This window comes from Alteriqipengyuania flavescens, assembly GCF_030406725.1.
GTDB classification, from domain to species: Bacteria; Pseudomonadota; Alphaproteobacteria; order Sphingomonadales; family Sphingomonadaceae; genus Alteriqipengyuania_B; species Alteriqipengyuania_B flavescens.
In genome coordinates, this window is record NZ_CP129107.1 from 561,310 (window position 1) to 587,261 (window position 25,952).

A 25,952-nucleotide genomic window follows, 5' to 3' on the forward strand; every position below is an offset into this window, starting at 1 on the left:
CTTAGCCCTCCACTTCGAGGCCCATCGAGCGCGCGGAGCCCTCGATGATCTTCATGGCCTGGTCGATGTCGTTCGCGTTGAGGTCCTTCATCTTGGCCTCGGCGATTTCCTTGACGGCAGCGCGCGACACGGTGCCGGCGACGACCTTGCCCGGTTCCTTGGAACCCGACTTCAGCTTGGCAGCCTTCTTGAGGTAGAAGGATGCGGGCGGGGTCTTCGTCTCAAAGCTGAACGAACGGTCGGCATAGACGGTAATGACCGTCGGGATCGGGGCGCTCTTTTCCAAGTCCTGCGTCGCGGCGTTGAACGCCTTGCAGAATTCCATGATGTTGACGCCGCGCTGGCCCAGTGCCGGGCCGATAGGGGGTGACGGGTTGGCAGCGCCCGCGGGCACCTGCAGCTTGATATAGCCGTCGATCTTCTTGGCCATGAGAGGCCTCCTTTCTCACTGTCGCCCGCCGCTTCCGCAAACGGGCTCATGGTAAGCGGTGCAAACGGCAGCCCGGAGACCGCCTCCCGCGTGGAATCGCCCGCCGTGTGGCAGGCGAAGCGGCGCCCCTAATCGACGGGACGCCGAAACGCAACCGGATTACTTGACCAGCTCGACCTGTTCGAAGTCGAGTTCCACCGGCGTCGCGCGACCGAAGATGGACACGCTGACCTTGACCTTGTTCTTGTCGAAGTCGAGCTCTTCCACCACGCCGTTGAAGCTGGCGAAGGGACCGTCCAAAACCTTGACCGCATCGCCGATCTCGTAATCGACGCTGATGTCCTTCTTGGGCGCGTTCTTGGCTTCTTCCACGCCGCCGAAATAGCGGGCGGCCTCGCGCTCCGAAATCGGTTGCGGCTTGTTGTTGTTGCCGAGGAAGCCGGTCACCTTGGGCGTGTTCTTGACCAGGTGGTAGATATCGTCGGTCATCTTGAGCTTGGCGAGCACATAGCCGGGCATGAACTTGCGTTCTGTCTGCACCTTCTTGCCGCGCTTGATCTCGGTCACGGTCTCGGTCGGGACCTCGACCTCCTCCACGCCTTCCTGCAGGCCCAGCCGCTCGGCCTCGGCGAGGATCGCGTCGCGCACCTTGTTCTCGAAGCCCGAATAGGCGTGGATGATGTACCAGCGGCTCATCTGTCTCAAAATTCCCGTATGCGAATGAATTGGGTCAGGCTTCGGCGCGTCGGCCGATCAGGCGAGGGTGAGGAGGAACTTCACCACCGCGCCGAACAGCGAATCGACGCCGAGGAAGAACAGCGACAGGATCACCACCATGATGCCGACGAAGATCGACATCTTCACCGTCTCCTCGCGCGAGGGCCAAACGATCTTGCGCGTTTCGGCCTGCACCTGGCGCATGAATTCGCCGGGGGTTACCTTCGGTTTGTCAGCCCTGTTGTCGGCCATGGCTCTCGCTGCCTTGCAAAGAAATTGTCGTTTTGCCTTTCGCCATAGGCTCCGCGCCGCCCCGGGCTGATCCGGGAGGGGCTTGGCTCCAAAATGTCGGAAGACGCCGCGCGATGTAGCGTGTGGATGCCCGCCTTGCAAGGATTGCGCGGCAACAGCCCTGCGCGTTTCGGCAGAAAAGCGGGACAAGCCCCTAGTCAGCGCCCGCCCGCGCCGATAGCAGGGCGGCAGGGACAAATTCTGGAGGGGACTTGCACGTAATGGCAAGCACTGAGGCAGCAACATTCGACGAGCGCATGCTCGGCCCCGTCACCAACGTGGCGGATTTCATCTGGGGCGGAACGTGGGACGGGGCCGAAGTGCTGCCCTTCCCGCCGCTCGCCATCATCCTGCTGGGTGCGGGCCTGTGGTTCATGGTGGGCCTTCGTGCCTATCCGGTGACCAACCTCTGGCCGGCGCTGAAGGGCCTGTTCGCCGGGCGCAAGAGCGGCGGCGAGGGCGAGATTTCGCCGTTCGCAGCGCTTTCCACCGCACTGTCGGGCCAGGTCGGCACCGGTAACCTCGCCGGCGTTGCCACGGCGATCGCACTGGGCGGCCCGGGTGCGATCTTCTGGATGTGGATTACCGCCCTGTTCGGCATGGCGCTGGCCTTCGCCGAAGGCGCGCTCGCGATCCGCTACCGCGAAACCGCCAGCGACGGGACCAAGCGCGGCGGCCCGATGAGCTACATCATGATGGGTCTCGGCCCGAAATGGACCTGGCTCGCGATCTTCTTCTGCATCGGCACGCTCATCAGCGGCCTCGTGACCGGCAACGCCATCCAGGCGAACGCGGTGGCGGACGGGCTGAACGAATTGTTCGGGATCGAGGAATGGCTCGGCGGGCTGATCGTCGCGATCCTCGTCTTCATCGTCATCATCGGCGGGATCAAGTCGATCGGCAATGTCGCGGAAAAGGTCGTGCCGGTGATGGCCGCTGCCTATATCGTGATGGCGATCATCGCGATCCTGCTCAACATTCAGGACATCCCGGAAACCTTCAGCCGCATCTTCAACGGCGCGTTCAATCCGCAGGCGGCGAGCGGCGGCTTCGTGGGCGCGGCGGTGATCCTGGCCATCCGTGCCGGTGTCGCCCGCGGCCTGTTCTCGAACGAGGCGGGCCAGGGTTCGACCCCGATCGCGCACGCCGTGGCGCAGACGGACGATCCGCAGTTCCAGGGCCGGATGGCGATGCTGGGCACCTTCATCGACACGATCGTGATCTGCACCATGACCGCGCTGGTCATCCTGACGGTGGAAGGCAACTTCACCCACAACGGCCAGCCGGTGCTGCACGCATGGCAGGCCGACCTCGACGGGTTCGCAGTGACGAGCGGCGCGTTTGCCGCGGCCTTCCCGTTCGAGATCGCCGCGGTCCCGCTCGGCACGCTGATCGCCAGCGTGGCGCTGCTATTGTTCGTCTTCACCACCTTGCTGACGTGGAGCTATTACGGCGAACGCGCGATCACCTTCATCTACGACCGGTTCCCCGGCTCGACGCTGAAGGGCGAGAAGGTGCTGCACATGGGCTGGCGCGTTTTGTGGTGCGTCGGCATCTTCGTGGGTGCGAGCCGCGAAAGCGACCTCATCTGGCGCATGGGCGATATCGCCAACGCGTTGATGGTGGTGCCCAACCTGCTGGCCCTGCTGCTGCTGTCGGGCGTGGTGTTCGCGCTGGCCCGCGGGGAAAAGACCGCCGGCAAGACCTTCACCGCCGAAACGCCGGAAGAGCCGAACGAGTACTAGGCCCGGCGCGCCTTTCAGGCACGAAAAGGGGGCCGGTCGCGCAGTGCGGCCGGCCCCCTTTGTCGTGATTCTTGAAGTTTCAGGTCAGCGCATGCCGAAGAGGCGCGAGAAGATACCGCGCGGTTCCTCCATCGGCTGGATTTTGCCGTACATGTAATCGCGCAGTATCGGGTCCTGATGCGCGCGCGGCTGGGTCCAGCTGTCGGGCCTGCTGCTCTTGAAGCTGAATGCTGACATCGGAAGTCCTTCCCTGTTTGCCAATCCGCTCCGTCCGGAAGATCAAATGCACGGGACTCCACGCAGGTTCCCCGCAAGACATGCTTCACCATGGCGCGAAGGCCCAGCTTAACCATCGCAGGCCGCTGAAATGGCGGGAGGGAGGACATCGCAGAAAATTTCGGGAAACGAGGCGTTTAGCCTGGCGGCCTGGCAGGGGTGACAGGATTCGAACCCGTGGCCCTCGGTTTTGGAGACCGATGCTCTACCAACTGAGCTACACCCCTGCGTGGCCGGGCTGTGCCTCTAGTCACTGGCGGCGATGCTGGCAAGCGCCCTTCTGCCCTGCCCCTTCTGCCCTGCGCCCCAATGCCATGCACGACGCGCCGCCCTTCCCCTGCCCGCGCCAATGGACTAGCGCGGCAAGAGCGATGCACGCCCCCACGCCGCCCCTCATCCCTTCGCGGGTCCTGCTGCTGGCCTACCGCAGCGGTATCTTCCCCATGTCGGACGACCGCGAGGACAGCGAGGTGTTCTGGGTCGAACCGCGCAAGCGGGCGATCCTGCCGCTGGACGGCTTCCGCTGTTCGAAGAGTCTTGCCAAGACCATCCGGCAGGACAGGTTCCGCGTCACCTGCAACACGGCGTTTGCCCAAGTGGTGCGCGAATGCGCGGAGCCGCGGCCCGATCATCCGGGCAGCTGGATCAGCCACCGCATCGAGGCGAGCTATGTCGCGCTGCACATGGAAGGCCATGCGCATTCGATCGAATGCTGGCAGGATTTCGAAGGCGAGGAAAAACTGGTCGGGGGGCTCTACGGCGTGGGCTTCGACCGGGTGTTCTGCGGCGAGAGCATGTTCAGCCGCGCGTCCAATGCCAGCAAGGTCGCGCTGGCGTGGCTGGTGGCGAGCCTGAATGCAGCGGGCGCGGCGGTGCTCGATTGCCAGTTCATGACCGACCACCTCGCCTCGCTGGGCGCGATCGAAATGCCGCAGGCGGAGTACCTGGCGCTGATCGAGGCGGCGCGCGACGGCGAGCCCGCGCATTTGCCGCAAGGCTATGCCTCGTTGCTCTCCGCAGCCGGTTCGTCTGCTTCCTCGCCCGGGAAGCTCATCGCGCATTCCTTGAGCCAGACGTCGTAGATCGGGTGCTCGACCACGTTCACGGACGGCGATTCCTTGAACAGCCAGCCGGAAAAGACCCGCTGCCATTCCAGGTCCTCGCCGATGTCCTGCCGCTGCTGGACCGCGACCTGCACGAAAGCGGCGGTCTGGGTGGGCATTTCCCACGGCGGGCTTTTTTCGCAAGTGGACAGGCGCACCACGACATTGCCGATGCGCTTCGCCTCGCCAGGCTTGATCTCGATCTCGCGGCTGACGTTGTTGCGCTTGTTAAGCAGGCCGAGCGTCGCGACGCGCTCCTCGCGCGGGGTGCCAAGGCTTTCCGCGTCTTCGACGGCTTCGGGTTCCTCGCTCTGCGCGAATTCTTCTGGGACTTCAGTCGCTTCCTCGGTCGGCGTGGCATCGGGCTCGCCGCTTCCGCAGGCGGCCAGCTGCAGCAGCAGCGCGGCCGCGCAGGCAGCGCTACGCCCGGTCACGCGTCGGGCGTCCACGCTTCATAGGCGCCGCGCGCCGGCGCAGCCTTGCCGCCGCGCTGCAATGCGCCCTGCGGCAGATATGCCGTGTCGGTGCCGGTCGCGTTGGGGGAATAGTCCGCTTCCCAGATGCGCGGCGGTGGCAGGTTGCTTTCCGGCACGTCGTCGAACGCGCCGTGCAGCCAGCCATGCCATTCGGCGGGCACATTGCTGGCATCGTTGTTGCCTTCGTAGATGACCCAGCGCCGCTCGTCCCCGATGTAGGAGCCAATCGTGTTCTCGCGCTTGTTCTTCGCGCGGTAATAGGTGTTGCCGGCGGCATCGGTGCCGACCTTTTCGCCGCGCCGCATGGTGAACAGGCTGGTGCCGATCGTGGCGCCGTTCCACCAGGTGAAGATCTTGCCGAGAATGGACATGCGCGCTCCGTTACCCCGCGTGACGGCGGCCTGCAAGCAAGGTTTCCCCTACCACTCCACCTTGGCGCCGGGGACAATGCCCAGCTCGGCTGCGCGGCCGCCGGGTATCTCCAGCACCGCGATCACGGCGCCGGCGCTGCTGTACTGCCCTTCGTCGTAAGGAACCGCGTCCGCCTCTATGTTGGCGATGCGGCTGTCCGGGCCGATGAAGATGATGTCGAGCGGGATCAGCGTGTTGCGCATCCAGAAATTGCGCTCGCGCGGTTCCTCGCTGGGGAAGATCATGCCTTCGTCCGGCGCCATTTCGGTGCGGAACATCATGCCCTTGGCCTGTTCCTGCGCGGTTGCCGCCACTTCCGTGCGGAAGGTAAAGGTCCCGTCCGCCGTCTCCACCGTCACGGGAATGATTTCCAGGCCCGATTCGGGATGGACGCTGGCCGACTGGGTCGGCTCTGCCTGCGCGACTTCGGATTGCGGCGAACACGCCAGCAGGGCCGCGGCCCCGGCCAGGGCGCCTGCCAGGCGCAGCCCATCAAGCATTTTCAATCCTCGCATCGTGCGGCCCAATCCTCTGCGTTTTCGACCGTCTGCGCATTCACCATTTCGCGCGCGAAGTCGAGAGGGTGCCCGGCGCGCAGCAAGGCGGCCAGTTGCTTTTCGCGGGTGGGCCGGTCGGGCAGCTCCTGCCCGCGCTCGAGCGCAAAGGGCCCGAAACGTCGCTTGCGCGCCAGCGCCAGCACCGCCTGGCGCGCTTCTGGCCCGCTCGGGGCCACGCGCTGCCTCCCGTCCTCGTCGATCCCGTCGCGGAATAAAGCACCCTCGATCCGGCGCGCGCCATAGCCACGCCGCAGCAGCGATCCGGCCTTCATCCGCGCATAGGCCTCGTCGTCGATATAGCCGAGGTCGGCGAACTGCGCCGCGAGTCCCGTCGGGTCCGGCTGGCCCTCCCCGTCCCACCCGCGTTCGCCCAACTTGCGCTTCAGATAGGCCTCCAGCTTTGCCGTGCTGGTGGAAAACCGGGCGACATAGGACAGCGCCAGATCGCGCAGACTCGCGCTATCCAGCGGCTTCGGCGGGCGTTTTCCGCGGCGGGACGATGGTGAAGCCGTCATAATCGGCCATATTCGTGCCACAGTCGGTATAGAATGGGAAAGGCCTCGTTAAGCGTGAGGAGCGTCACTGCACGCATAAATCGCTGAATTTGCACGGGTAGCCGAGGGGGCGCCAGCAACTCGAGGACAATCAAAACACAATATGACCACCGATTCCACCATCGAACCCACCCCCAATGACTGTTCGCAGGAACGGCGTTTTTCCGATTTCGGGACATTCGGGGAAGCGCTGGACTACGCAGCCAGCGGCACGCTGGGCCTCAATTTCCACGACGCGCGCGGCAACCTGGAGCGGGCCTACCCGTTTTCCGAATTGCGCGACGATGCGATCGCCATGGCGCGCCGACTGGTCGCAGCCGGGCTGAAGCCGGGCGACCGGCTGGCACTGATCGCCGAGACAGCGCCCGATTTCGCCGCTGCCTTCTGCGGCGCGGTCTATGCCGGCGTGTGGCCCGTGCCCCTGCCACTGCCGACCAGCTTCGGCGGCAAGGAAGGCTATGTCGACCAGCTGGCGGTCCAGTTGTCGAGCAGCGACCCGGTGATGCTGCTTTATCCGGCAGAAATTTCCGAAATGACGCAGGCCGCCGCCGACCGGCAGGGCTGCAAGGGCGCCAGCTACAAAGATTTCGGCGCCGGCGAGGTGCCCGATGCCGGGCTGCCGCAAAGCAAGCCGGACGACATCTGCTACCTGCAGTATTCCAGCGGCTCGACCCGCTTCCCGCACGGGGTTGCGGTGACTCACGAGGCGCTGCTCGCCAACCTTGCCGCGCACGGGCTCGGCATAAAACTGCAGCCGGGCGACCGCTGCGTTTCGTGGCTGCCGTGGTACCACGACATGGGCCTCGTCGGGTGCCTGCTGTCGCCGATCGCCAACCAGGTTTCGACCGATTACCTGAAGACGGAACATTTCGCCCGCCGCCCGCTGGCGTGGCTCGACATGATCAGCCGCAATCCGGGCACCACGCTCAGCTATTCGCCCACCTTCGGCTACGACATATGCGCGCGGCGCATCTCCAGCCAGAGCAATGTCGCCGAACGCTTCGACCTGTCGCGCTGGCGCGTCGCCGGCAACGGGGCGGACATGATCCGGCCCGACGTGATGCAGGGCTTCGTCAACGCCTTTGCCGATGCGGGCTTTTCCGCCAGCGCCTTCCTGCCGAGCTATGGCCTTGCCGAAGCCACGCTGGCGGTCACCATCATGCCGCCGGGCGAAGGCATTCGCGTCGAACTGGTGGAGGAAGAGCGCCTGTCGGGCCACGCCCGCGACCTCGCCCGCCCGGCCCGCTATCGCGCCATCGTGAACTGCGGCAAGCCCGTGGAAGGCATGGAAGTGGCGATCCGGGGCGAAGGCGGCAGGGCGCTGCCCGACCACCAGATCGGCAAGGTCTGGTGCCGCGGATCCTCCGTCATGCACTCCTATTTCCGCGATCCGGAATCGACGGCCGAATGCATGGTCGATGGCTGGCTGGACACAGGCGACATGGGCTACATGGCCGATGGCTACCTGTTCATCGTCGGCCGGGCGAAGGACATGATCATCATCAACGGCAAGAACCACTGGCCGCAGGATATCGAGTGGGCGGTGGAGCAGTTGCCCGGCTTCAACCACGGCGACATCGCCGCCTTCGCGATCGAAACCGACACCGGCGAGGAAGCGCCCGCGGTGCTGGTCCATTGCCGCGTCAGCGACCCGGACGAGCGGGTCCGCCTGCACGAGCAGATCAAGGACACGGTCCGCAGCGTCACCGGCATGAACTGCGTGGTGGAACTTGTGCCCCCGCGCACCCTGCCGCGCACCTCCTCCGGCAAGCTCAGCCGCGCCAAGGCGAAGAAACAGTACCTCAGTGGCGAAATCGAACCGTTCAAACTGCGCGAAGCGGCCTGATACCACAGCAACCGCACCCACCCGAAGCCCGATCCGCAAAACCCGTAGGCATACTGCGTGCCATCGTTTACGCTTGAAACGCGTGTCTTAAGCGACTAATACAGTAAGCGAATACCAACGGGAGACCATCCGGGCCATGGCCAATACAGAGACCGCTACCAAGACTGCCGTCGAATTCGAGCTGACCGCGCCCGATCCGGTGCCCGAGGTCGCGCCCGAAAAGGCCGTCGGCCTGGTGCCCGTGACGGACGAGAAGAAGAGCAAGCTCGATGAAAAGGTCGAAAGCTTCATCACCGACCTCGTCAGTCAGGATGCCGCCTCGCCCGAATTCGGCAAGAAGGTGGACCAGATCACCAACATGGGCCGCAAGGAAATCATGGCGGCGGCGCAGATGTCCAACCGGTTCCTCGACCGGCCGATCCGCGCGATGGACAAGGATACCGGCGTTGGCAACGACCTGGCAGAACTGCGCCGCACGGTCGAGGACCTCGATCCCGGCCGCAAGGGCAAGCTGCGCGGCCGCAAGCTGTTCGGCGTCATCCCCTTCGGCAATTCGCTGAAGAAATATTTCGACAGCTACCAGTCGAGCCAGGGCCACATCCAGGCGATCCTGGCGCGGCTTTCCAGCGGCAAGGACGAACTGTTGATGGACAATGCCGCCATCGATGTGGAGCGCCAGAAGCTGTGGGAAGCGATGGGCAACCTGGAACAGATGATCCACATCTCCCGCACGCTGGACGAGCGGCTGGAGGAAAAGGCGGCCGAGCTCGATTCGAGCGATCCGGCCAAGGCCAAGGCCATCCGCGAGACGGCGCTGTTCTATGTCCGCCAGCGCACGCAGGACCTGCTGACGCAAATGGCGGTGAGCGTGCAGGGCTACCTCGCGCTCGACCTCGTCAAGAAGAACAACGTCGAACTGGTGAAGGGCGTCGACCGCGCCAGCACCACCACCGTCGGCGCGCTGCGCACCGCGGTCACGGTGGCGCAGGCGATGACCAACCAGCGGCTGGTGCTGAAACAGATCACCAGCCTCAATGAAACGACCGCCGGCATCATCGATTCCACCGGCACGCTGCTGCGCGAACAGACCGGCAAGATCCACGAGCAGGCGGCCTCCAGCACCATCCCGCTGGAAACGCTGCAGCGCGCTTTCCAGAACATTTACGACACGATGGACGAGGTCGACACCTTCAAGCTGAAGGCGCTCGACAGCATGAAGCAGACCGTCAACGTGCTGACGGACGAGGTCGAGAAATCCAAGGGCTACATCGCCCGCGCGGAAGGCCAGGCGCAGGCCCAGAAGCAGGCGGAAAGCGCCGGGCTGCTGGAACTGGAGAGCTGAGTTGGGCGACTACACGCCCGATAGCGACCGGATCCTGGCCGAAGCGCGCCGGGTGCGCGACGACAATCGCAGCGGCGGCCGCCACCGGCTGCAGCATTCGATCGGGCGCGGCTCGGCCGAACTGAAGGCGAAGCATTACGCAAAAAAGCTGGTGCAGATGGCGCTGGGCGTCGTCGCCGTGCTGGTCGCGGCGGGCGTTGCAGGCGCGATCCTGAACGGCATCGGCTTCTGGGGCGTGATGCTGACGCTGCTGGCCATCGGCGTGGTCGTGGGCGCCGTATCGATGAACAAGGTGAAGACGCCCCGGCGCGCCGATATCAACAAGGGCGACGTCAAGACGATGGTCGGCCGCACCGAATTGTGGCTGGAAGCGCAGCGCCCCGCCCTGCCGCCGCCAGCGGTGAAGGTGGTGGACGGCATCGGCGTGCAGCTGGATGCGCTCGGCGTGCAGCTGGAAGGGCTGGACCAGAATACCCCGCAAGCGGTCGAAGTGCGCAAGCTGGTGGGCGAACACCTGCCCGAAATGGTCGACAGCTATCGCAAGGTCCCGCAGCATTTGCGCAGCGAGAAACGCGCCGACGGCAAGACGCCCGACGAGCAACTGACCGACAGCCTCGCCAAGATTAGCAAGGAGATCGACGGGATCACCCGCAATCTGGCGGAAGGTAACCTCGATGCACTGTCGGTCCGCGGACGCTTCCTCGAATACAAGTACGGCGACCCCGCCAGCCCGGTTGATGGCCCAGTCGATAGCACGGTAGAGGGCCGCGACTGATGCGTGCCGCGATCCCCCACCAGCTGCCCAAGGAAGAGGTGCGCCGCCGCCTGCGCGAGAATATCGGCGAGCTGAAGGACTTCGTCCCCGGCGGTGCCAAGGTCGGCAATTACTGGAAGAGCGAAGACGTACTCGCCATCGAGGTCGGCGCGATGGGCCAGGCCATCACCGGCGACATCATCGTGGAAGAGCACCAGGTCATCTTCCAGATCGAACTGCCCGGCATGCTGAGCTTTGTGGAGCCGATGATCCAGAGCGCGATCCGCAGCCAGGCGCCCAAGCTGCTCGCCCCGCCGAAAGCCTAGAGCTTGCGATCGAGCTCCAGGTAGTCGTCGGGGATCGCAAGCGCCTCGGTCGCGGCGCGCGTCTCCCGCAGGAACAGGAGCAGCGACCACATCAGCAGCACGATGGCGAGCGAAAAGGTGGCGGCCGCAATCAGCTGCCAGTCCGCCGCCAACGTCTCTTCTGCAAAAAGCACCAGCACGGTGAGGCCGATGGAGAGGCCTGACAGCACCAGCCTCAGCAGCGCCGCATTGATCAGCCGGATGCGGCGGTTCACCACGCGCAATTCCCACACGACGCGGTCATGTTCCGTATCGGCGGTGTTCGCATGGCGCACTTGCAGGGCCCGGCTGCGGTCGACCACCCGGCCGAGGCGGTTGGATAGCGTGCCGGCAATGTTGCCGATGGCGACGAGGACGAACACGGGCGTCAGCGCAAGCTGGATGGTCTGGGCGATCATGCCCGCCATCTAGACCGCGATCGCGCCGCGACCAGTGCGTTTACTGCAAGTCAGCGTGCCCGGAAATCCACGCGATAGCCATAGCGCGCCTCCACCGGATTGCCGTTGGTGTCGATCGCGGGGTTGAAGCGGACCTTCTCCATCACGAGCGGGCATACGCGGGCGGTGGTGTCGGCATCCGCGCTGGAAGACCTGACCGAACAGCCGCGCGCCCGCCCGTCGGTCGTCACCGTGAAGATGACTTCCACCCGCTTGCCGAAGCGCGTTTCGCGCCCGCCCTGGGGGATGGGAAAGTCGCGCGCCTCGTCGATTGCGCCCGACCTGACCGAGGGCCGCGTGGCGATCCCCACGGCGCCGCTGCCATTGCCCGTTCCGCCGCCGCCCGTACCGTCGCCGCTGTTGCCCGAGCCAGTGCCGCTGCCACTTTCGCTGGCGCCGGAGCGGTTGTCATTGCCGGTGGAGCTGGCACGCGGCGCGGGGCGCGCGCTCGGCGTGATGCGGGTTTCGGGGGCGGTCACTTCGCGCGGGGTGGCCCGCTCGCCCGCAGCGCCTTCCTGGCCTGCATCGGGCTCGCGCGTCGGCGCCATCGTCGGCTCCGGCTCGGGTTCGTCCGGCGTGTTGACGGTCACCGTGACCAGCGATTCCACGCTGTCCACCGCATCGGCGACGAAATTGGGCGCCAGTGCCCGGATCAGCCCGGCAAAGATCAGCACGTGGAGCGCGGCGACCACGATGATCGTCTTCCAGTTCCACTTCTTCGCGCCCAGGTATCCGGTTCGCTCCTGCGGCAATTCGGTATCGCTCATCGTGTCCGGGTCCGCCTCGTGTTACGCGTTCCTACCGAAGTCTCGGCTTCGCTACGATTAAGGAGGCAGCCCTACCCCCGCAAGCCTCAGCGGGGGAAACGAATTGAGCCGTATCCTGATAGCCGAAGACGACCGATTGCAGGGGGCCGCCATGCGCGCCTGCCTGATCGACGGCGGTCACGAAGTCCGCGTGGTCGGCGATGGAGACGAATTGCTCGATCGCTATGCCCAGGCATCCGCCGACGTGATCGTGCTCGACCATCGCATGCCGCGCCGTTCGGGGCTGGAGGTGCTGCAGGTCATCCGTGCGGCGCGGATGAGGGCAGCGATCCCGGTTATGATGGTCACGGCGGAAAACGATCCGCGCTTCACGCTGGAAATCCTGCGGGCGGGCGCGGACGATTTCCTCGCCAAGCCGTTTTCGCCGCACGAGTTCGCGCGCCGCATTGCCGCGCTGCTCGTGCGGCATCCCTGCCAGCGCAGTTTGATCGCATGACCGGGCACGCTGTTCCGATCATGCGGTCGATGGCCGGCGCGATAGCCATCGCGCTCGGTTTCCTGGCGATCGCCGCGGGTAGCATTGAGCTGACCCGCGGCGATCAACAGTTCGCCGCCGTGTGGCTGCCCAATGCGGTGGCGGTGGCGATGATTCTGCGCATTCCCTCGACACGACTGGGCTTGACCCTGGCAGCGATTTTCGCGGCCGGCGTCTCCATCAACCTGGTTGAAGGAAGCGCGCTGGCGACCTCGCTCGCATTCTCGGCGGTCAATGTCGCCGAGATCGCCGTCGCGGTGCTCCTGCTGCGCCGCTGGTTCGGGGAGCGTCCCGACCCCTCCCGGCTCGAATTTGTCGGCCAGTTCCTCCTCGCCGCCTGTGTACTCGCTCCGCTGGTCGGCCTGCTGCTGCCGCTGACCGGCCAGCTGGAATGGGGCGAGACGCTGCGCTGGTACCTGACGGATTCGCTCGGCATGATGCTCGGCCTGCCGAGCGTGCTGATCCTGTGGGACGCCCTCGCCGGCTGCCGGCGCATCGACAGCGAGGGCCGTAAATGGCTGGACCTGCGCGGCACGCGGGGCTGGATCATGCCCCTCGGAATGCTGGTCGTGGTGGGCGTATTTGCGCAAAGCTCCTACCCGTTGCTGTTTTTCTGCGCGACCGTCGTGGTCGTCTTCGCCTACCACCTCGGCCTGCTGGCCACGGTGATGGGCACGATCTGGATTGCGTTGGTCGCGATCGTCGCAACGGCGTACGACAGCGGCCCGATCTCGCTGATGGCCGCCCCGCTCGACCAGCGGCTGATGGTGTTGCAGGCCTTCCTCGCCTCGGTCTTCCTGACCGGTGTCCCAGTCGCCGCCGCCCTCCGGCAGAAACGCCGCCTGCTGCGCACGCTGGAGGACCAGAAGCGCAAGCTGGCGCTGCTCGCCAACAACCTCACCGATGCGGTGATGCGCTTCGACCTCGACGGGGTGTGCATCGATGCCTCGCCTTCCGTCCGCACGGTCCTCGGCCGTCCGCCGGGCGATTTTATCGGCAAACGGACCGACACCGGCCTACATACCGACGCAGAAGTTTCCATTACCGACGCCCTCGCCCGTTTGACCGGCGGCGAGGTCGACAACCTGCGCTTCACCTACCGCCGCCCGCTCGATGCGGCGGACGGCACGCCCGTTTACATCGAGGCGGACTGCGCCCTGGTCGATGACCGGCAATACGAGGAGCGTTCGATTATCGTGTGCGCCCGTGACGTGACGGAGCGGGTCGCGCTGGAAGCGCAGCTGATCCGCGCCAGGCGCCATGCGGAAAACGCGGCCACGGCCAAGTCGCAATTCCTCGCCAACATGAGCCACGAGATCCGCACCCCGATGAACGGCGTGCTCGGCTTTGCCGAGTTGCTCCAGCGCAGCGACCTGCCGCCGGAACAAGCGCGCCAGGTGCAGCTGATCGCCGAAAGCGGAAAGACGATGATGCGCCTTCTCAACGACATTCTCGACATCTCGAAGATCGAGGCCGGCCAGACCGTGATGTCCCCCGAACCCGTCGACCTGCGCCATCTCGTCGACAACTGCGTGAAACTGCAATCGGCCAATGCGGCGGCGAAGGGAATCGCGCTCACGTGCGAGGTCGAGGAGGGACTGCCGCGGACCATCTGCACCGACGGGCTGCGGATGCGGCAAATCCTGCTCAACCTGCTGGGTAATGCGATCAAGTTCACGTCCGAAGGCGGGGTGAAGATCGCGGTGCACGCCGGGGTCGACGGAAGGCTGGAAGCGTCGGTCAGCGACAGCGGGGTCGGCATTCCGGAAGACCGGCTGGAATCGATTTTCCAACCCTTCGAGCAGGCCTACAATGCCACCTCGCGCCGCTTCGGCGGGACCGGGCTGGGCCTCACCATCTCCCGCCAGCTCGCCGAGCTGCTCGGCGGGACGCTGACCGCGGCGAGTACCTATGGCGAAGGCTCCCGCTTCACTCTCGAATTGCCGCTGGTCGAGGCGAACGAGGACGGTGCGGCGGTCGAGATGCCGGAGCAAACCGGGATGAACGTGCCGCACGGGCGGCGCATCCTGCTTGCCGAGGACCACGACATCAACCGCATCCTTGCCACCGCCATGCTGGAGAATTGCGGCCAGCGCGTCGTGCATGCGGAAGACGGTCGCGAGGCGGCGGACAAGGCAATCGCGGCGCACAGGGCGGGCGAGCCCTTCGACCTCGTCCTGATGGACGTGCAGATGCCCAGGCTCGACGGATACGGGGCCGCGCGCGAAATCCGCGAGGCCGGGATCGATGGCGACATGCTGCCGATCGTCGCGCTGACCGCCAATGCCTTCGACGAGGATCGCGCGGCGGCAGGCAGCGCCGGGATGCAGGACCACCTGTTCAAACCCATCCGGTACGAGGATTTGGCGGGCGCGCTTTCGCGCTGGCTGGGCGACGGCGTCGAGAATGGCGGCGAGGTTGGCGGCATGGCTGGCACAGCGGCTGGCGGCGAGGCCCCCCCGCCGCCGCCTCTCCCCACCGGCTTTGCCGCGCCCCCGCCATCGGATAGCCTGCAGGAGAAATGGCTCGCCCGCCGCCGCGAAGCGCTCGACGCGGTGGCCCGGCTCGTGCGCGAGGGCCAGTTCACCGGCGAGGGCGCGCTCGAAGTCGCGCGCACCGCGCACAAGCTGGCAGGCACGGCCGGGATGTTCGGGGAGGAGGAGCTGGGCAAGCTCGCCAGCAATCTCGAACTGGCGCTGAAGGCCGAGGATGCGGAGATCGCCGCGCCGCCCGCTGCCGAGGCCCTGCTGCGCGCCGCCTGACCGGGAGCCTGTGTGCGGATCCGCCTTCGGATCGCACAGCGCACCCCGTGCATTCCTTTCGCGAGTGTGCCAAGGGCACGGATACGCAATTGGAGAGCCCATGAAACTTGCCAGCCTGAAGGGGGGCCGCGACGGCCGCCTCGTCGTCGTCTCGAAAAACCTCGCCTGGTGCGCCGACGCCAGCCACATCGTTTCCACCCTGCAGGGGGCGATCGACGATTGGGAGCGGTTCCGCCCGCTGCTGGAAAAGCTGGCCGAAGACCTCGAACATCGCGCCATCCCGCGCGAACGCTTCCATGAACGCGAAGCCGCCTCGCCCCTCCCGCGCGCGTACCAGTGGGCCGACGGATCGGCCTATGTGAACCATGTCGAGCTGGTCCGCCGCGCCCGCGGCGCCGAACTACCCGACAGTTTCTGGGAAGACCCGCTGATGTACCAGGGCGGCAGCGACGGCTTCCTCGCCCCGCGCGACCCGATCCCGCTGGCGGACGAAAGCTGGGGCTGCGACATGGAAGCGGAGATCGTGGTGGTCACCGACGACGTGCCGCAGGGTGTGTCCGCCGCCGATGCGCTCGACCACATCATCCTCGTCGGCCTCACCAACGATGTGTCGCTGCGCAACTTGATCCCTGCCGAGCTCGGCAAGGGGTTCGGCTTCGTCCAGTCCAAGCCCGCCAGCGCCATGTCGCCGGTGTTCGTGACGCCGGACGAGCTGGGCGACCTGTGGCAGGGCGGCAAGCTCAACCGGCCGCTCAATGTCGACTACAACGGCCAGCCTTTCGGCCGTGCCGAAGCGGGCGAGGAGATGACGTTCGACATGGGCACACTGGTGGCCCACCTCGCCAAGACGCGCGACCTTTCCGCCGGCACCATCATCGGTTCAGGCACCGTGTCCAACCGCGACCCCGACAATTCGCCGGGCCGCCCCGTGGCCAATGGCGGCAAGGGCTACAGCTGCATCGCCGAGCAGCGCATGATCGAGACCATCCGTGACGGCAAGCCTTCGACCGAATTCATGCATCACGGCGACACGGTCCGCATCTGGATGGACGATGATGAAGGCCACTCGATCTTCGGCGCGATCGAGCAGGAAGTCAAACCGCCAGCCTCCCGCTAGGCGCGGCTTGATTGCACGCCGGTCGATAGTTACAGATGAAACCGGTTTGAAGGAGGCCAATCCATGACCCAGCACCAGCCGGCGTACATACCGGGGTTCGGCAACCACTTCAGCACCGAGGCGGTGGACGGCGCGCTGCCCGTAGGGCGCAACAGCCCGCAAGAGGTGCCGTACGGGCTTTATGCAGAGCAGCTGTCCGGCACCGCCTTCACCGCGCCGCGCGACCATAACCGGCGCAGCTGGCTTTACCGCATGCGCCCCACCGCGCAGCACGCGCCGTTCACGCGCTATACCGGCATCTCGCAGGTTCGCTCCGCGCCGACGGGCGATCCCGCGCCCTCGCCCAACCGCCTGCGCTGGGATCCTCTGGCGTGGCCGGAAGAGCCGCGCGACTTCGTCGATGCGCTGTTCACCTATGCCACCAATGGCGATGTCGCTTCGATGACCGGGCTGGGTGTCCACGGCTATGCCGCGACCGCTTCGATGGAAGGGCGGGTTTTCTGCAACGCCGACGGGGAGATGCTGATCGTGCCGCAGGAAGGCGCGCTGGTCATCGAAACAGAGCTCGGCAGGCTCGACGTGCCCCCGCTCCACATCTGCGTCATCCCGCGCGGCCTGCGCTTTCGCGTCATGCTGCCCGGCGGGCGCGCGCGCGGATATGTTTGCGAGAATTACGGCGCGCTGTTCCACCTGCCCGACCTCGGTCCCATCGGCTCGAACGGCCTCGCCAGCCCGCGCGATTTCGAAACGCCGGAAGCGTGGTTCGAAGATCGCGACGAGCCTTGCGAGGTGGTCCACAAGTTCCAGGGTGCGCTGTGGTGCACCACCCTGCCGCATTCACCGCTCGATGTGGTCGCGTGGCACGGCAACCTGGTGCCCTATCGTTATGACCTGACGCGGTTCAACACGATGAACACCGTCAGCTTCGATCACCCCGACCCGTCGATCTTCACCGTGCTGACCAGCCCCACCGCCGTCGCCGGGACCGCGAATTGCGATTTCGTGATCTTCCCGCCGCGCTGGATGGTGGCGGAAGACACGTTCCGCCCGCCGTGGTTCCACCGCAACGTGATGAGCGAGTTCATGGGCCTGATCGACGGCGAATACGACGCCAAGGAAGGCGGCGGTTTCGTGCCCGGGGGTGCCTCGCTCCACAACCAGATGGCGGGTCACGGCCCCGACCAGGCGAGTTGGGAGAAGGCGACCGGGGCCGATCTGAAGCCGCACAAGATCGACGGCACCATGGCCTTCATGTTCGAAAGCAACCTCGTGTTCCGCCCCACGCGGGAAGCGATGGCGAGCCCCGGCCGCCAGCCAGATTACGACGATGTGTGGGACGGCTTCGAAAAGGCGAGCCTGCCCGGAAACTGACCCCTAGCCTGCGCGAATGTGCGCGAGGAATTCGTCCACCTGGCTGCGCAACGCATGGGCCTGGTCCTGCAATTCGGAAGCCGAGCCGAGCACCTGGCTTGCCGCCGCACCGGTCGTCATGGACGCGTCGCGCACCTTGCGCACGTGGCTGTTCACCAGCTCCGTCGAGTTGGACGCGCGGTCGATGCTCTGTGCCAGTTCGCGCCCGGCGATCGACTGCTGGTCCACGGCCGTGGCGATGGAGATCGAGGTCGCGCCCAGTTCGGCGATCTGCGCGTTCACGGTGCGCAGCGCCTCGACGCTGGCCTTGCTCGAATCCTGGATTGCGCGGATCTGGGCGGCGACATCCTCTGTCGCGCGACTGGTCTGCGCGGCCAGTTCCTTCACCTCGCTGGCCACAACGGCGAAGCCGCGCCCGGCTTCCCCGCCGCGCGCTGCCTCGATCGAGGCGTTGAGCGCCAGCAGGTTGGTCCGTTTGGCGATGGTGGAGATCAGGCCCACGATCTCGCCGATCTGTTCCGCGGCAGTGGCGAGCCCGCCGATGGTACCGTCCGCCTCTTCCGCGATCTGGCCGGCGCGGCTGGCGAGCTCGCTGGAGCTGGCAGCCTGGCGGCTGATCTCGCCGATGGACATGGCAAACTCGTCGCTCGCGGCCGCTGCAGCCGCTGCCCCGGTGGCCGCTTCGGAAACGGCCTCGAAGACTTCGTCGGCCTGCGCAGACGAGGTATTGGCAGAGGTCGACATCTGCGTCGCGGTGCTGTGCAGCTGGTTGGCCGCTGCGCCCACACTCACGACCACTTCGCCCACCGTCCGGTCGAACCGGTCGGCCAGCATCAGCATCTTTTCCTTCTGCTCCTCGCGCAGCCGGGCCTTGCGTTCATGCGCTTTCTCGTCCGCGGCCAGCTTGAGCAGGCGGCGAGTACCCCGGCGCATGATCTCGAGCGAGCGGGCCATGTCGCCGTACTCATCGGTCCGCTCGCGCGAAGGGATCTCGAATTCGGTCTCACCGCGCGATATGCGTTCCATCACGGCCGCGAGCTGGCGTACGGTCACGACGATGTCATTGGTCAGAACACGGCCACCAAGCGCGATCATGCCGACCATCGCGGCGGCGACGCCGATGACGCTCCAGGACGCCGTGCGAAGCGCGCTGGCGACGGCCGGATCGCCGTTGATGCTGGAAGCCTGCCACATTCCGAACAGCGCAGTGCCGCCCAGCGCCAGGATGAAAAGGATAGGGAAGCCGGTCGTCACGAACAGCTTCTTGTCGGAATCGAGCCGCGAGAACCATCCTTCAACCTTACCGGTTTCCGGGTCATGATCCGACTGTACCAGCTCGTTATCGACATGCTGGCGCAGATCCCGGGCGAGATCGTCTATTGAACTCATGCTACCTCCGCAGTGCCGCCCCCGCGGCCGTTTTCAAGCCTTGCCGCAGCAAGCAATTCCTCGATTTTTTCCGCCGGCATGGCGCGATAATAGAGCCAGCCCTGGATCTGGTCGCAGCCGGCGGTGCGCGCCAGCGCGGCCTGCGCCTCGGTCTCGACGCCCTCTGCCGTCACCGCCATCGCCATCGCACGGGCGACGGAGATGCTGGACAGCATCATCGCACGGCTGCCATCATCACCTTCAGCGCTGGTGATCAGCGAGCGGTCCAGCTTCAGCTTCTCGAAGCGGAACTGGCGCAGGAAACCGATCGAGGCGTAGCCGGTGCCGAAATCGTCGAGCACCACGCTGACGCCGAACTGCCGCAGCACGTCGAGGCTGCGCCCGACCACGATCGGATCGAGCACGAGACATGTCTCGGTGACCTCCAGCTCCAGTCGGTCAGCCAGAAAGCCAGTCTCTTCGAGGATATGGCCCACCTGGACCGGGAATTCCGGATTGCGTAATTGCGCCGCCGAGATGTTGACCGAAACCTTGAGATCGTCCCACCCGCGCGCATCGAGACACGACTGGCGTAGGACCCAGAGGCCGATATTGTTGATGAAGCCGGATTCCTCAGCGATCGGGATGAAGACATTGGGACCGATGGGCGGGCCATTCTTCCGCCCCCAGCGCAGCAGCGCCTCCACGGCCACTATCCGGCGATCGTTGGCATCGACGAGAGGCTGGTAATGGACCTTGAACTCGCTGTTGCCGAGCGCCTTACGCAATTCCACGTCTAGCGCGCGCTTGGATTCGCGGTTCTCATCGAATTCGGGGATGTACCAGGTGCAGCGCATCTTGCCGCCGCGCTTGGAGGCATACATGGCGACGTCGGCCTGCCGGAGGAGTTCGGACGACGACAGTCCGTCGTTGCCGCTTGACCGGGCGAGGCCGATGCTGGTGCCGATGACAATGTGCCGTCCGCCCACATCGATCGGGCGGTGGAAAGCCTCCACGATACGGCGACTAATCCCTTCGAGGATGTTGCCCGCGATCGGGCCCACGACCGCCACCGCGAATTCGTCCCCGCCCAGGCGGTAGCACAGCGAATCGTCGCCGCAGAGTTCGACCAGCCGGTCGCTGCAAAGCTTGAGCACCATGTCGCCGACCGCATGGCCGTAGGTGTCGTTGACCTGCTTGAACCCGTCGAGATCGACCAGGGCTACTGCCACTTCGCAGCCAGGCCCCGCCCTGCGCGCCACATCGCGGTGCAGCGCCCGGCGGTTGGGCAGGCCGCTGAGGCTGTCGGTCAGGCCGAGATGTTCGAGCCGTTCGACGCTCGCCATGCCGACCCGGCCGAGCAGGAAGAGGGTTAACAGGTAGAGCGCGACGCCGGTGACGATCATCGCCCACACCGGCAGCATCGATGTTTGCAGGCCAAGCGCGAAAAACAGGATGATGAGGCCGAAGACGAAGGAAATCCCGCCCAGCGGCAGCATCACCAGCTGCCGCGGCGACCATTCCTTCGGATCGAATGTCGAAATGAACCTCATCATGCCCTCGGTGGGGACAGGTCGGACCCTGTCCACGGTCGACATCGGGCTAGGAGGTAAACGCTAATTAAGTATAAAAATGCGCGCGAGAATGTCGGGTTTTTACAACTTTTCCGGTCAAGCGCGGCGGCGCTTGGCCGGTTCGCAATCGGCAGCCGCCGGACCGAACAGGCCGCTGCCGTCGCCGAGCGGTTCGAAAAGGACGCTCTGCCCGACAACCGTTTCGCCTGCACCCAGCATCAAGCGGCCATCGTCGGCCAGTGCGCCGCGCAACCGGTCGAACATCATCGCCCGGGTCCAGTCGTCGAAATAGAGCAGGACGTTGCGGCACAGCACCAGGTCGAACGGCCCGCCGTTCGGCGCGCTGTCGAGCAGGCTGCGCTGTTCGAAGCGCATCATCCGGCGAAGCTCCGGCGCGGCGCGCCAATTGCCGCAATCCTCTTCTTCGAAATTGCCGAGCATCTGGATCACCGCGAGCCCGCGCTGGATCTCGAACTGCGAGTAAAGCCCCGCACGCGCCTGATCGATGATCCGGCCCGAAATATCCGTACCGACAAGCGTGAAGGCCCAGCCATCGCGCGCCTGCGGCAGCTCGCGCAGCATCATAGCAATGGACAGCAGCTCTTGCCCGCTTGAGCATCCCGCCGACCAGATGCGCAGGCTCTTGCGATCGGCCCGCTTCTTCAGCAGCTCCGGCAGGACCTGCTGCTGCAGCGCGTCGAACATCTGCCGGTCGCGGAAGAAGTAGGTCTCGTTGTTTATCAGCGCCTCGACCACCTCGGTGGCAAGGTCGCCGTTGCCCGGCTCGGCCAGCAGGCAGACGAGCTGGTCGAGATTGCTGAGGCCGTTCTTGCGGAAGACGCCGGCGAGCGCGCTGGGAATGCGCCACAGGCGGTTTTCGGTCAGTTGCTGGCCGGTTCGCGCGCGCAAGAGATCGGCGATGATGCGCGCCGAAGCACTGCTCATGTCCATGCGGGGACCCCGCACAGCTTGCCGATTGCGTGACCGAGTTCGGCGGGCGGCAGGCTCTGGCGCACCAGCCCCGCTTCCACGACGCCGCGCGGCATGCCGTAGACGGCGCAGCTTTCCGCCGACTGCGCCAGGACGGTGCCGCCCGTCGCCGCCACGTCGCGCGCGCCGGCCAGACCGTCGCGGCCCATGCCGGTCAGCACGACCGCCAGCAGCGAGTCGCCATAGACACTGGCGAGCGAGGCGAACATCGGATCGAGCGAAGGCAGGCAATGGCTGGCCGATCGTTCGTGCGTGAGCTGGATAACAGGGGCATCCCGGCCGCCTTTGACGACGAGATTCCCGTCGCCCGGTGCGATGTGAATGCGGCCGGGCTGCACCGCCATCCCGTCTTCCGCGATGACGGCTTGGCGCTCCGATGCGGAAGCCAGCTGGCCGGCAAACACGGTCATGAAGGACGAGGGCAGGTGCTGCGTCACGAAGATCGGCACCGCGACCGTCGAAGGCATGGCGCGCAAAAGGGTAGAAAGCGCATGGATGCCGCCGGTCGATGCGCCCAGCGCGAGCGCTTCGACACGCGCCGATTTGGCCGTCTTCTCCCGCGGCGCCGGCGGCGCTTCGGACGCAAGCGGGGCTTGCTCCCCCAGCGCTCTCAGCTGGGCGAGGAAACGGCTGCGATAGGCATCGTCGAACTGGCCCGAACACGGTTTCTCGAGCGTGTCGGCCGCACCCATCGCGAGCGCTTCGACGGTAGCCTCTGCCCCTCGCGCGGTCAGCGAGGACACGACCAGCACCTGCGCCTCGGGCGCGGTTTCCAGGAGTTTCGGCAGCGCCGCCAGCCCGCCCATCCCCGGCATTTCGAGGTCGAGGACGATGACGTCGACCGGCTGGCCTTCGAGGATTTCCAGCGCGACTTCAGCGCTGCCCGCCGTGGCGACGGTGACGATGTCGGGTTCAGGGTCGATCGTCCGGCACACGGCGCTGCGCACGGTGATCGAATCGTCGACCACCATTACGCGGATCAGCGCGCGGCGCCTGGCGAGGCCGATGCCCGCCTTGCCAGACTGGATGGTACCCACCCGGCCGCCCCTTGGGTCAGGCGCAGCCGACGAGTTGCAGTTTGATCTGCAGCGTTTCGTGGTCGAACGGCTTCATGACGTATTCGTCGGCGCCGGCGTCGATCGCCTCGCGAATGTGCGCAACGTCGTTCTCGGTGGTGCAGAAGACCACCTTGGGCGAGGCGCCATCGGGCCGTTCGCGCAATTTCACGATGAATTCGATCCCGCTCATGACCGGCATGTTCCAGTCGAGCAGGATGACGTCCGGCATGCTGGCATCGCATTTGTCGAGCGCGTCCTGACCGTTCTCGGCCTCGTCGACGGTGAAATCGAGCGCCTCCAGAATATGCCGCGATACCTTGCGGATCACGCGGGAGTCGTCGACGACGAGGCAGGTTTTCATGATGTTGCTTCCCTCTTCATACCGCCGCGCTAGCAGCGGGCGGTAACCATCCCCTTAAGCGGCAGCCATGTGGTTCCCCGCCGTAACTTCCGACCCGCCCAGCAAGGCATCGAGATCGAGCAGCAGTGCTGCGCCGTAGCTTGTCTCGATGGTGCCCGTCGCAGTGTGGCTCCAACCGTCGCCAAGACCTTGCGGCAATGGCATTTCGTCCCCTGCCGCAGGACCCACATCGAGCACGCGGTCGGGCTTGACCGCGTAGAAATATTCCTCGCGCACCACGATCAGGCAGCGTTCGTCGTCGGATGCCTGCGCCGAAGCGGCCTCGACGCCGATGGCGCGGCACGCATCCAGCACGGTCAGCGCACGGCTGCGCTGCGCACCCAGGCCGAGGATATGCGGCGGTGCGCCCGGCACGGGGACGATCCGCTCCACCTCGTCGACCGACGCGACCTCGACAGCGCGAACGGCCGCCAGCCTCCCGCCGATTTCCATCACCAGGACAAGGTCGCCTGCGCCCACCGGTTCGCGCTCGCTCATCGTCCTGCCTCCGCAACCTGTTCGGCCCCGGCCGCGATCGCCGCCGTGTCGATCATCGGGACCGGCTTGCTGCCGATCACCACGTAACCCTTGGTCAAGGCCTCGCCGGAGCCTTCCATGAGCCCGCCGGTCGCTTCGGCGACGTCCACGATGGCCCGGATCGCATAAAAGGCTGCACGCCCATCGCGCTCGAAGCGCAGCAGCCGCAGCTTGCCATCCGCGGGCGGATCCCCCGCAAGCCCCGCAATTTCGCGAAGCGTGCCCTCGATCACCGCGCGGTACGTGCCGGCGTGTTCCTCGACCGTGGCGGCATCGATGGTCTCGATCCGCGCGAGTTCGGACATCGGGATACAACGGGCGACATCGTCGAAGCCGATGAAATGCATCACCTGGCTTTCGACGTCTGCGGCCGTGTCGGTATCGCCCGACACCTCGGTTTCGCCGGCGATTTCCTCCACGCCCTTGCCGATCTTCATCAGTCCGCTGCGTAGGCCGATGCTCGCCATATCCAGCGCCAGGACCGGCGTCCCGTCGTTGAGCAAAGTCGCGCCGGTATAGAGACCCGTAGCAGTCAGCTCAGGCGCGATAGGCTTGATCACCGCTTCCTCGTGATCGATCACTGCGTCGACGGCAAAGGCAATCAGGTGCTGGCGTGAGAATCGCACGACCACGTAGGTGCGGTCGGAACGCGCTATACCGCCATCGAGGTCGAGAATGCGCTCCAACTCCAGGCAGGGCACGCGCTTGCCGCGGAATTCGAGGTAGGTCCCGTCGCCCAGTTCGTGGAAATGCCGGTCTTCGTCGGCGCCCAGCACGATCTCCTCGACGCCCGAACGCGGCATGACAAAGCGCTGGCCGGCGATGTCCACGCTCAGCGTGTCGATGATGCTGAGCGTCAGCGGCAGGCGCATGACGAGAGAGGTGCCCTCGCCCAGCTTGCTGGACAGTTCCACCCCGCCGCCGACCTTTTCGATATTGGCACGAACCACGTCCATGCCGACCCCGCGGCCGCTGACTGCAGTAACGGTCTCGGCGGTCGAGAAGCCGGGCAGGAAAACGAGATTGACTTTCTCGCGCGTGGACATCCCCTCAAGCTGTTTCGCGTCCACAAGGCCCTTTTCGAGCGCCTTGGCCGCGACCTTTTCGGCATCGATGCCCCGGCCGTCGTCGCGCACATTCAGGTAAATCTGGTTACCCGCCTGTGTTGCCCCGATGGTGAGCGTGCCGACGTCGGGCTTCCCGGCGGCGCGGCGCTCGGCAGCAGGCTCGAACCCGTGGTCGACGGCATTGCGGATCGCATGCGTCAGCGGGTCCCGGATGGATTCCACCATTTCGCGGTCGAGTTCCACGTCGCCGCCTTCGAAATCGACCAGCACCTGCTTGTCGAGCTCGCGCGAAAGGTCGCGCACCAGACGCGGCAGGGAGGAAAACAGGAGTTCGATCCGCTGCATTCGCATCCGCGTCACGGCGTCGCGAACCTCGTCGAGGATCGCGGACATGCGTTCGAAAGTGCCGTCCACCACCGGGTCGCCGCCCATGTCGCGCAATCCCCGGCCAAGGTCGTTGCGGGCGAGCACGAGGTCGGAGACGCCGCTCATCATGCGGTCGAGCAATTCCACCGGCAGGCGGATGGAGCGCTGGATAACCGGTGTGCGCGGCCGTTCCGCTTCGCTTTCCTCCGCCGCGCCCTGCCCCGGTTCGCTATCGAGCGGTGCGTCATCGACATCCTCGGCATCCGCGGACAGCGCGGCGATGTGGTGCTCGTCGCCGCCGGCGGGCAGTTCTTGCCCGGCGTCGATGGCGTTGATGTGGTCGGTGATCCGGTCGATCACCCGCAGTACGGCGGTGACCAGCGCGGGGCTCGCCTGCCGGTTGCCGCGGCGCACTTCGTCGAGCGCTTCTTCCGCTGCATGGCTGAGTTTTTCGAGCCGGGGGAAGTCGAAGAAGCCGCAGCTACCCTTCACCGTGTGGGCGAAGCGAAAAATCTGGTCGAGCCGTTCGCGGTCGGCCGGATCGGCCTCCCATGCGACGAGCTCGCCGCCCAGCGCGTCCAGCATTTCGCGTGTTTCGGCCACGAATTCGGCCAGCAAGTCGTCCATCGATCGTCCCCGAAATGATCGGGTTCGATCCATGCCGCGGGATGGTTAACGATTGCTCAAGACGGCGGGAGGGGAAAGGTGGTGAGCCCTGCTGGGTTCGAACCAGCGA

At 65.8% G+C, this 25,952-nt stretch carries 27 protein-coding genes and 1 tRNA gene; 10 read left to right on the forward strand and 18 right to left on the reverse strand.

Annotation, left to right across the window (positions count from 1 at the left end; translation table 11 throughout):
• Position 1: 1 nt before the first annotated feature.
• The 3 genes from rplK to secE form a co-directional block, all read right to left on the reverse strand.
• Positions 2–430 (reverse strand): 50S ribosomal protein L11, encoded by a 429-nt coding sequence (gene rplK, locus QQW98_RS02980; RefSeq protein WP_290136068.1) that lies wholly within the window; start codon positions 428–430, stop codon positions 2–4.
• 159 nt (positions 431–589) lie between these two features.
• Positions 590–1,126 carry a transcription termination/antitermination protein NusG gene (gene nusG / locus QQW98_RS02985; protein ID WP_290136069.1) on the reverse strand — a complete coding sequence of 179 codons (537 nt, stop codon included), beginning with the start codon at positions 1,124–1,126 and terminating at the stop codon, positions 590–592.
• 57 nt (positions 1,127–1,183) lie between these two features.
• Entirely contained in the window at positions 1,184–1,399 is a 216-nt protein-coding gene (gene secE, locus QQW98_RS02990) for a preprotein translocase subunit SecE (protein ID WP_290136070.1), read from the reverse strand.
• A 260-nt stretch (positions 1,400–1,659) separates the two neighbouring features.
• Between secE and QQW98_RS02995 the strand changes: the two genes are divergently transcribed.
• Entirely contained in the window at positions 1,660–3,183 is a 1,524-nt protein-coding gene (locus tag QQW98_RS02995) for an alanine/glycine:cation symporter family protein (RefSeq protein WP_290136071.1), read from the forward strand.
• An 84-nt stretch (positions 3,184–3,267) separates the two neighbouring features.
• On the opposite strand, the gene QQW98_RS03000 is transcribed toward QQW98_RS02995, so the two are convergent.
• Both QQW98_RS03000 and QQW98_RS03005 read right to left on the reverse strand, forming a co-directional pair.
• Positions 3,268–3,420 carry a hypothetical protein gene (locus QQW98_RS03000; protein ID WP_290136072.1) on the reverse strand — a complete coding sequence of 51 codons (153 nt, stop codon included), beginning with the start codon at positions 3,418–3,420 and terminating at the stop codon, positions 3,268–3,270.
• A gap of 190 nt (positions 3,421–3,610) precedes the next feature.
• A tRNA-Trp gene (locus tag QQW98_RS03005) sits at positions 3,611–3,686 on the reverse strand.
• A 144-nt stretch (positions 3,687–3,830) separates the two neighbouring features.
• On the opposite strand from QQW98_RS03005, the gene aat reads away from it, so the two are divergent.
• Complete coding sequence (gene aat / locus QQW98_RS03010) at positions 3,831–4,541, forward strand: leucyl/phenylalanyl-tRNA--protein transferase (protein ID WP_290136073.1); 711 nt, start codon at positions 3,831–3,833, stop codon at positions 4,539–4,541.
• Here aat and QQW98_RS03015 read toward each other — a convergent pair.
• The 4 genes from QQW98_RS03015 to QQW98_RS03030 are packed head-to-tail and all read right to left on the reverse strand — an operon-like array spanning position 4,457 to position 6,521.
• A complete protein-coding gene (locus tag QQW98_RS03015; RefSeq protein ID WP_290136074.1) occupies positions 4,457–4,996 on the reverse strand; it encodes a DUF2155 domain-containing protein in 540 nt (179 codons plus the stop codon). The genes aat and QQW98_RS03015 overlap by 85 nt on opposite strands.
• Complete coding sequence (locus QQW98_RS03020; protein WP_290136075.1) at positions 4,993–5,409, reverse strand: NADH:ubiquinone oxidoreductase subunit NDUFA12; 417 nt, start codon at positions 5,407–5,409, stop codon at positions 4,993–4,995. Before QQW98_RS03020 ends, QQW98_RS03015 begins: the two co-directional genes overlap by 4 nt.
• A 48-nt stretch (positions 5,410–5,457) precedes the next feature.
• Positions 5,458–5,949, reverse strand: coding sequence for a DUF192 domain-containing protein (locus QQW98_RS03025; RefSeq protein ID WP_290136076.1), 492 nt, complete (start codon positions 5,947–5,949; stop codon positions 5,458–5,460).
• 2 nt (positions 5,950–5,951) lie between these two features.
• Positions 5,952–6,521 carry a regulatory protein RecX gene (locus QQW98_RS03030; RefSeq protein ID WP_290136077.1) on the reverse strand — a complete coding sequence of 190 codons (570 nt, stop codon included), beginning with the start codon at positions 6,519–6,521 and terminating at the stop codon, positions 5,952–5,954.
• Positions 6,522–6,663: 142 nt separating this feature from the next.
• Here QQW98_RS03030 and QQW98_RS03035 point away from each other — a divergent pair, with 142 nt between their 5' ends.
• The 4 genes from QQW98_RS03035 (at position 6,664) to QQW98_RS03050 (ending at position 10,828) form a co-directional block, all read left to right on the forward strand.
• Complete coding sequence (locus tag QQW98_RS03035) at positions 6,664–8,406, forward strand: fatty acyl-AMP ligase (protein ID WP_290136078.1); 1,743 nt, start codon at positions 6,664–6,666, stop codon at positions 8,404–8,406.
• A gap of 136 nt (positions 8,407–8,542) precedes the next feature.
• Positions 8,543–9,748, forward strand: coding sequence for a toxic anion resistance protein (locus QQW98_RS03040; protein WP_290136079.1), 1,206 nt, complete (start codon positions 8,543–8,545; stop codon positions 9,746–9,748).
• A gap of 1 nt (position 9,749) precedes the next feature.
• Positions 9,750–10,523 (forward strand): hypothetical protein, encoded by a 774-nt coding sequence (locus QQW98_RS03045; protein WP_290136080.1) that lies wholly within the window; start codon positions 9,750–9,752, stop codon positions 10,521–10,523.
• Positions 10,523–10,828 carry a polyhydroxyalkanoic acid system family protein gene (locus QQW98_RS03050; protein ID WP_290136081.1) on the forward strand — a complete coding sequence of 102 codons (306 nt, stop codon included), beginning with the start codon at positions 10,523–10,525 and terminating at the stop codon, positions 10,826–10,828. Before QQW98_RS03045 ends, QQW98_RS03050 begins: the two co-directional genes overlap by 1 nt.
• Here the strand turns inward: QQW98_RS03050 and QQW98_RS03055 are convergent.
• Complete coding sequence (locus tag QQW98_RS03055; protein WP_290137076.1) at positions 10,825–11,265, reverse strand: DUF2721 domain-containing protein; 441 nt, start codon at positions 11,263–11,265, stop codon at positions 10,825–10,827. The two genes, QQW98_RS03050 and QQW98_RS03055, sit on opposite strands and share 4 nt — an antisense overlap.
• A 50-nt stretch (positions 11,266–11,315) precedes the next feature.
• Positions 11,316–12,071 (reverse strand): hypothetical protein, encoded by a 756-nt coding sequence (locus QQW98_RS03060; RefSeq protein WP_290136083.1) that lies wholly within the window; start codon positions 12,069–12,071, stop codon positions 11,316–11,318.
• A gap of 103 nt (positions 12,072–12,174) precedes the next feature.
• On the opposite strand from QQW98_RS03060, the gene QQW98_RS03065 reads away from it, so the two are divergent.
• The 4 genes from QQW98_RS03065 (at position 12,175) to hmgA (ending at position 17,856) form a co-directional block, all read left to right on the forward strand.
• Positions 12,175–12,567, forward strand: coding sequence for a response regulator transcription factor (locus QQW98_RS03065; RefSeq protein WP_290136084.1), 393 nt, complete (start codon positions 12,175–12,177; stop codon positions 12,565–12,567).
• Positions 12,564–15,368 (forward strand): ATP-binding protein, encoded by a 2,805-nt coding sequence (locus QQW98_RS03070; RefSeq protein WP_290136085.1) that lies wholly within the window; start codon positions 12,564–12,566, stop codon positions 15,366–15,368. Before QQW98_RS03065 ends, QQW98_RS03070 begins: the two co-directional genes overlap by 4 nt.
• 100 nt (positions 15,369–15,468) lie before the next feature.
• Positions 15,469–16,485: a fumarylacetoacetate hydrolase family protein gene (locus QQW98_RS03075; RefSeq protein ID WP_290136086.1), complete on the forward strand. Its 1,017-nt coding sequence runs from the start codon at positions 15,469–15,471 to the stop codon at positions 16,483–16,485.
• A 63-nt stretch (positions 16,486–16,548) separates the two neighbouring features.
• A complete protein-coding gene (hmgA, locus tag QQW98_RS03080; RefSeq protein WP_290136087.1) occupies positions 16,549–17,856 on the forward strand; it encodes a homogentisate 1,2-dioxygenase in 1,308 nt (435 codons plus the stop codon).
• A 3-nt stretch (positions 17,857–17,859) separates the two neighbouring features.
• Here the strand turns inward: hmgA and QQW98_RS03085 are convergent, their stop codons facing one another.
• From QQW98_RS03085 to QQW98_RS03115, 7 genes are all read right to left on the reverse strand, one after another.
• Positions 17,860–19,245, reverse strand: a complete 1,386-nt coding sequence (locus tag QQW98_RS03085; protein WP_290136088.1) for a methyl-accepting chemotaxis protein — start codon at positions 19,243–19,245, stop codon at positions 17,860–17,862.
• A complete protein-coding gene (locus tag QQW98_RS03090; RefSeq protein ID WP_290136089.1) occupies positions 19,242–20,777 on the reverse strand; it encodes a putative bifunctional diguanylate cyclase/phosphodiesterase in 1,536 nt (511 codons plus the stop codon). Before QQW98_RS03090 ends, QQW98_RS03085 begins: the two co-directional genes overlap by 4 nt.
• Before the next feature lie 117 nt (positions 20,778–20,894).
• The gene (locus QQW98_RS03095) at positions 20,895–21,743 is read right to left on the reverse strand and encodes a CheR family methyltransferase (protein WP_290136090.1); all 849 of its coding nucleotides are present in this window, start codon (positions 21,741–21,743) and stop codon (positions 20,895–20,897) included.
• Entirely contained in the window at positions 21,740–22,825 is a 1,086-nt protein-coding gene (cheB, locus tag QQW98_RS03100) for a chemotaxis-specific protein-glutamate methyltransferase CheB (protein WP_290136091.1), read from the reverse strand. The genes QQW98_RS03095 and cheB overlap by 4 nt, the downstream gene beginning before the upstream one ends.
• A 16-nt stretch (positions 22,826–22,841) precedes the next feature.
• On the reverse strand, positions 22,842–23,207 hold the full coding sequence (locus QQW98_RS03105) for a response regulator (RefSeq protein ID WP_290136092.1): 366 nt from the start codon (positions 23,205–23,207) through the stop codon (positions 22,842–22,844).
• Between the two features lie 54 nt (positions 23,208–23,261).
• The gene (locus QQW98_RS03110) at positions 23,262–23,744 is read right to left on the reverse strand and encodes a chemotaxis protein CheW (protein WP_290136093.1); all 483 of its coding nucleotides are present in this window, start codon (positions 23,742–23,744) and stop codon (positions 23,262–23,264) included.
• The gene (locus QQW98_RS03115; RefSeq protein ID WP_290136094.1) at positions 23,741–25,843 is read right to left on the reverse strand and encodes a chemotaxis protein CheA; all 2,103 of its coding nucleotides are present in this window, start codon (positions 25,841–25,843) and stop codon (positions 23,741–23,743) included. The genes QQW98_RS03110 and QQW98_RS03115 overlap by 4 nt, the downstream gene beginning before the upstream one ends.
• Positions 25,844–25,952 lie beyond the last annotated feature (109 nt).

Excerpts from the sequence above, each read along its gene's own strand:
- QQW98_RS03025 (WP_290136076.1), bottom strand. The coding sequence starts at position 5,949 with ATGCTTGATGGGCTGCGCCTGGCAGGCGCCCTGGCCGGGGCCGCGGCC.
- QQW98_RS02995 (WP_290136071.1), top strand. The coding sequence starts at position 1,660 with ATGGCAAGCACTGAGGCAGCAACATTCGACGAGCGCATGCTCGGCCCC.
- QQW98_RS03075 (WP_290136086.1), top strand. The coding sequence starts at position 15,469 with ATGAAACTTGCCAGCCTGAAGGGGGGCCGCGACGGCCGCCTCGTCGTC.
- QQW98_RS03095 (WP_290136090.1), bottom strand. The coding sequence starts at position 21,743 with ATGAGCAGTGCTTCGGCGCGCATCATCGCCGATCTCTTGCGCGCGCGA.
- QQW98_RS03105 (WP_290136092.1), bottom strand. The coding sequence starts at position 23,207 with ATGAAAACCTGCCTCGTCGTCGACGACTCCCGCGTGATCCGCAAGGTA.
- nusG (WP_290136069.1), bottom strand. The coding sequence starts at position 1,126 with ATGAGCCGCTGGTACATCATCCACGCCTATTCGGGCTTCGAGAACAAG.
- QQW98_RS03000 (WP_290136072.1), bottom strand. The coding sequence starts at position 3,420 with ATGTCAGCATTCAGCTTCAAGAGCAGCAGGCCCGACAGCTGGACCCAG.
- QQW98_RS03070 (WP_290136085.1), top strand. The coding sequence starts at position 12,564 with ATGACCGGGCACGCTGTTCCGATCATGCGGTCGATGGCCGGCGCGATA.
- rplK (WP_290136068.1), bottom strand. The coding sequence starts at position 430 with ATGGCCAAGAAGATCGACGGCTATATCAAGCTGCAGGTGCCCGCGGGC.
- QQW98_RS03020 (WP_290136075.1), bottom strand. The coding sequence starts at position 5,409 with ATGTCCATTCTCGGCAAGATCTTCACCTGGTGGAACGGCGCCACGATC.
- QQW98_RS03090 (WP_290136089.1), bottom strand. The coding sequence starts at position 20,777 with ATGAGGTTCATTTCGACATTCGATCCGAAGGAATGGTCGCCGCGGCAG.
- hmgA (WP_290136087.1), top strand. The coding sequence starts at position 16,549 with ATGACCCAGCACCAGCCGGCGTACATACCGGGGTTCGGCAACCACTTC.
- QQW98_RS03055 (WP_290137076.1), bottom strand. The coding sequence starts at position 11,265 with ATGATCGCCCAGACCATCCAGCTTGCGCTGACGCCCGTGTTCGTCCTC.
- QQW98_RS03085 (WP_290136088.1), bottom strand. The coding sequence starts at position 19,245 with ATGAGTTCAATAGACGATCTCGCCCGGGATCTGCGCCAGCATGTCGAT.
- secE (WP_290136070.1), bottom strand. The coding sequence starts at position 1,399 with ATGGCCGACAACAGGGCTGACAAACCGAAGGTAACCCCCGGCGAATTC.
- QQW98_RS03035 (WP_290136078.1), top strand. The coding sequence starts at position 6,664 with ATGACCACCGATTCCACCATCGAACCCACCCCCAATGACTGTTCGCAG.
- QQW98_RS03040 (WP_290136079.1), top strand. The coding sequence starts at position 8,543 with ATGGCCAATACAGAGACCGCTACCAAGACTGCCGTCGAATTCGAGCTG.
- aat (WP_290136073.1), top strand. The coding sequence starts at position 3,831 with ATGCACGCCCCCACGCCGCCCCTCATCCCTTCGCGGGTCCTGCTGCTG.
- QQW98_RS03050 (WP_290136081.1), top strand. The coding sequence starts at position 10,523 with ATGCGTGCCGCGATCCCCCACCAGCTGCCCAAGGAAGAGGTGCGCCGC.
- QQW98_RS03060 (WP_290136083.1), bottom strand. The coding sequence starts at position 12,071 with ATGAGCGATACCGAATTGCCGCAGGAGCGAACCGGATACCTGGGCGCG.
- QQW98_RS03115 (WP_290136094.1), bottom strand. The coding sequence starts at position 25,843 with ATGGACGACTTGCTGGCCGAATTCGTGGCCGAAACACGCGAAATGCTG.
- QQW98_RS03030 (WP_290136077.1), bottom strand. The coding sequence starts at position 6,521 with ATGACGGCTTCACCATCGTCCCGCCGCGGAAAACGCCCGCCGAAGCCG.
- QQW98_RS03110 (WP_290136093.1), bottom strand. The coding sequence starts at position 23,744 with ATGAGCGAGCGCGAACCGGTGGGCGCAGGCGACCTTGTCCTGGTGATG.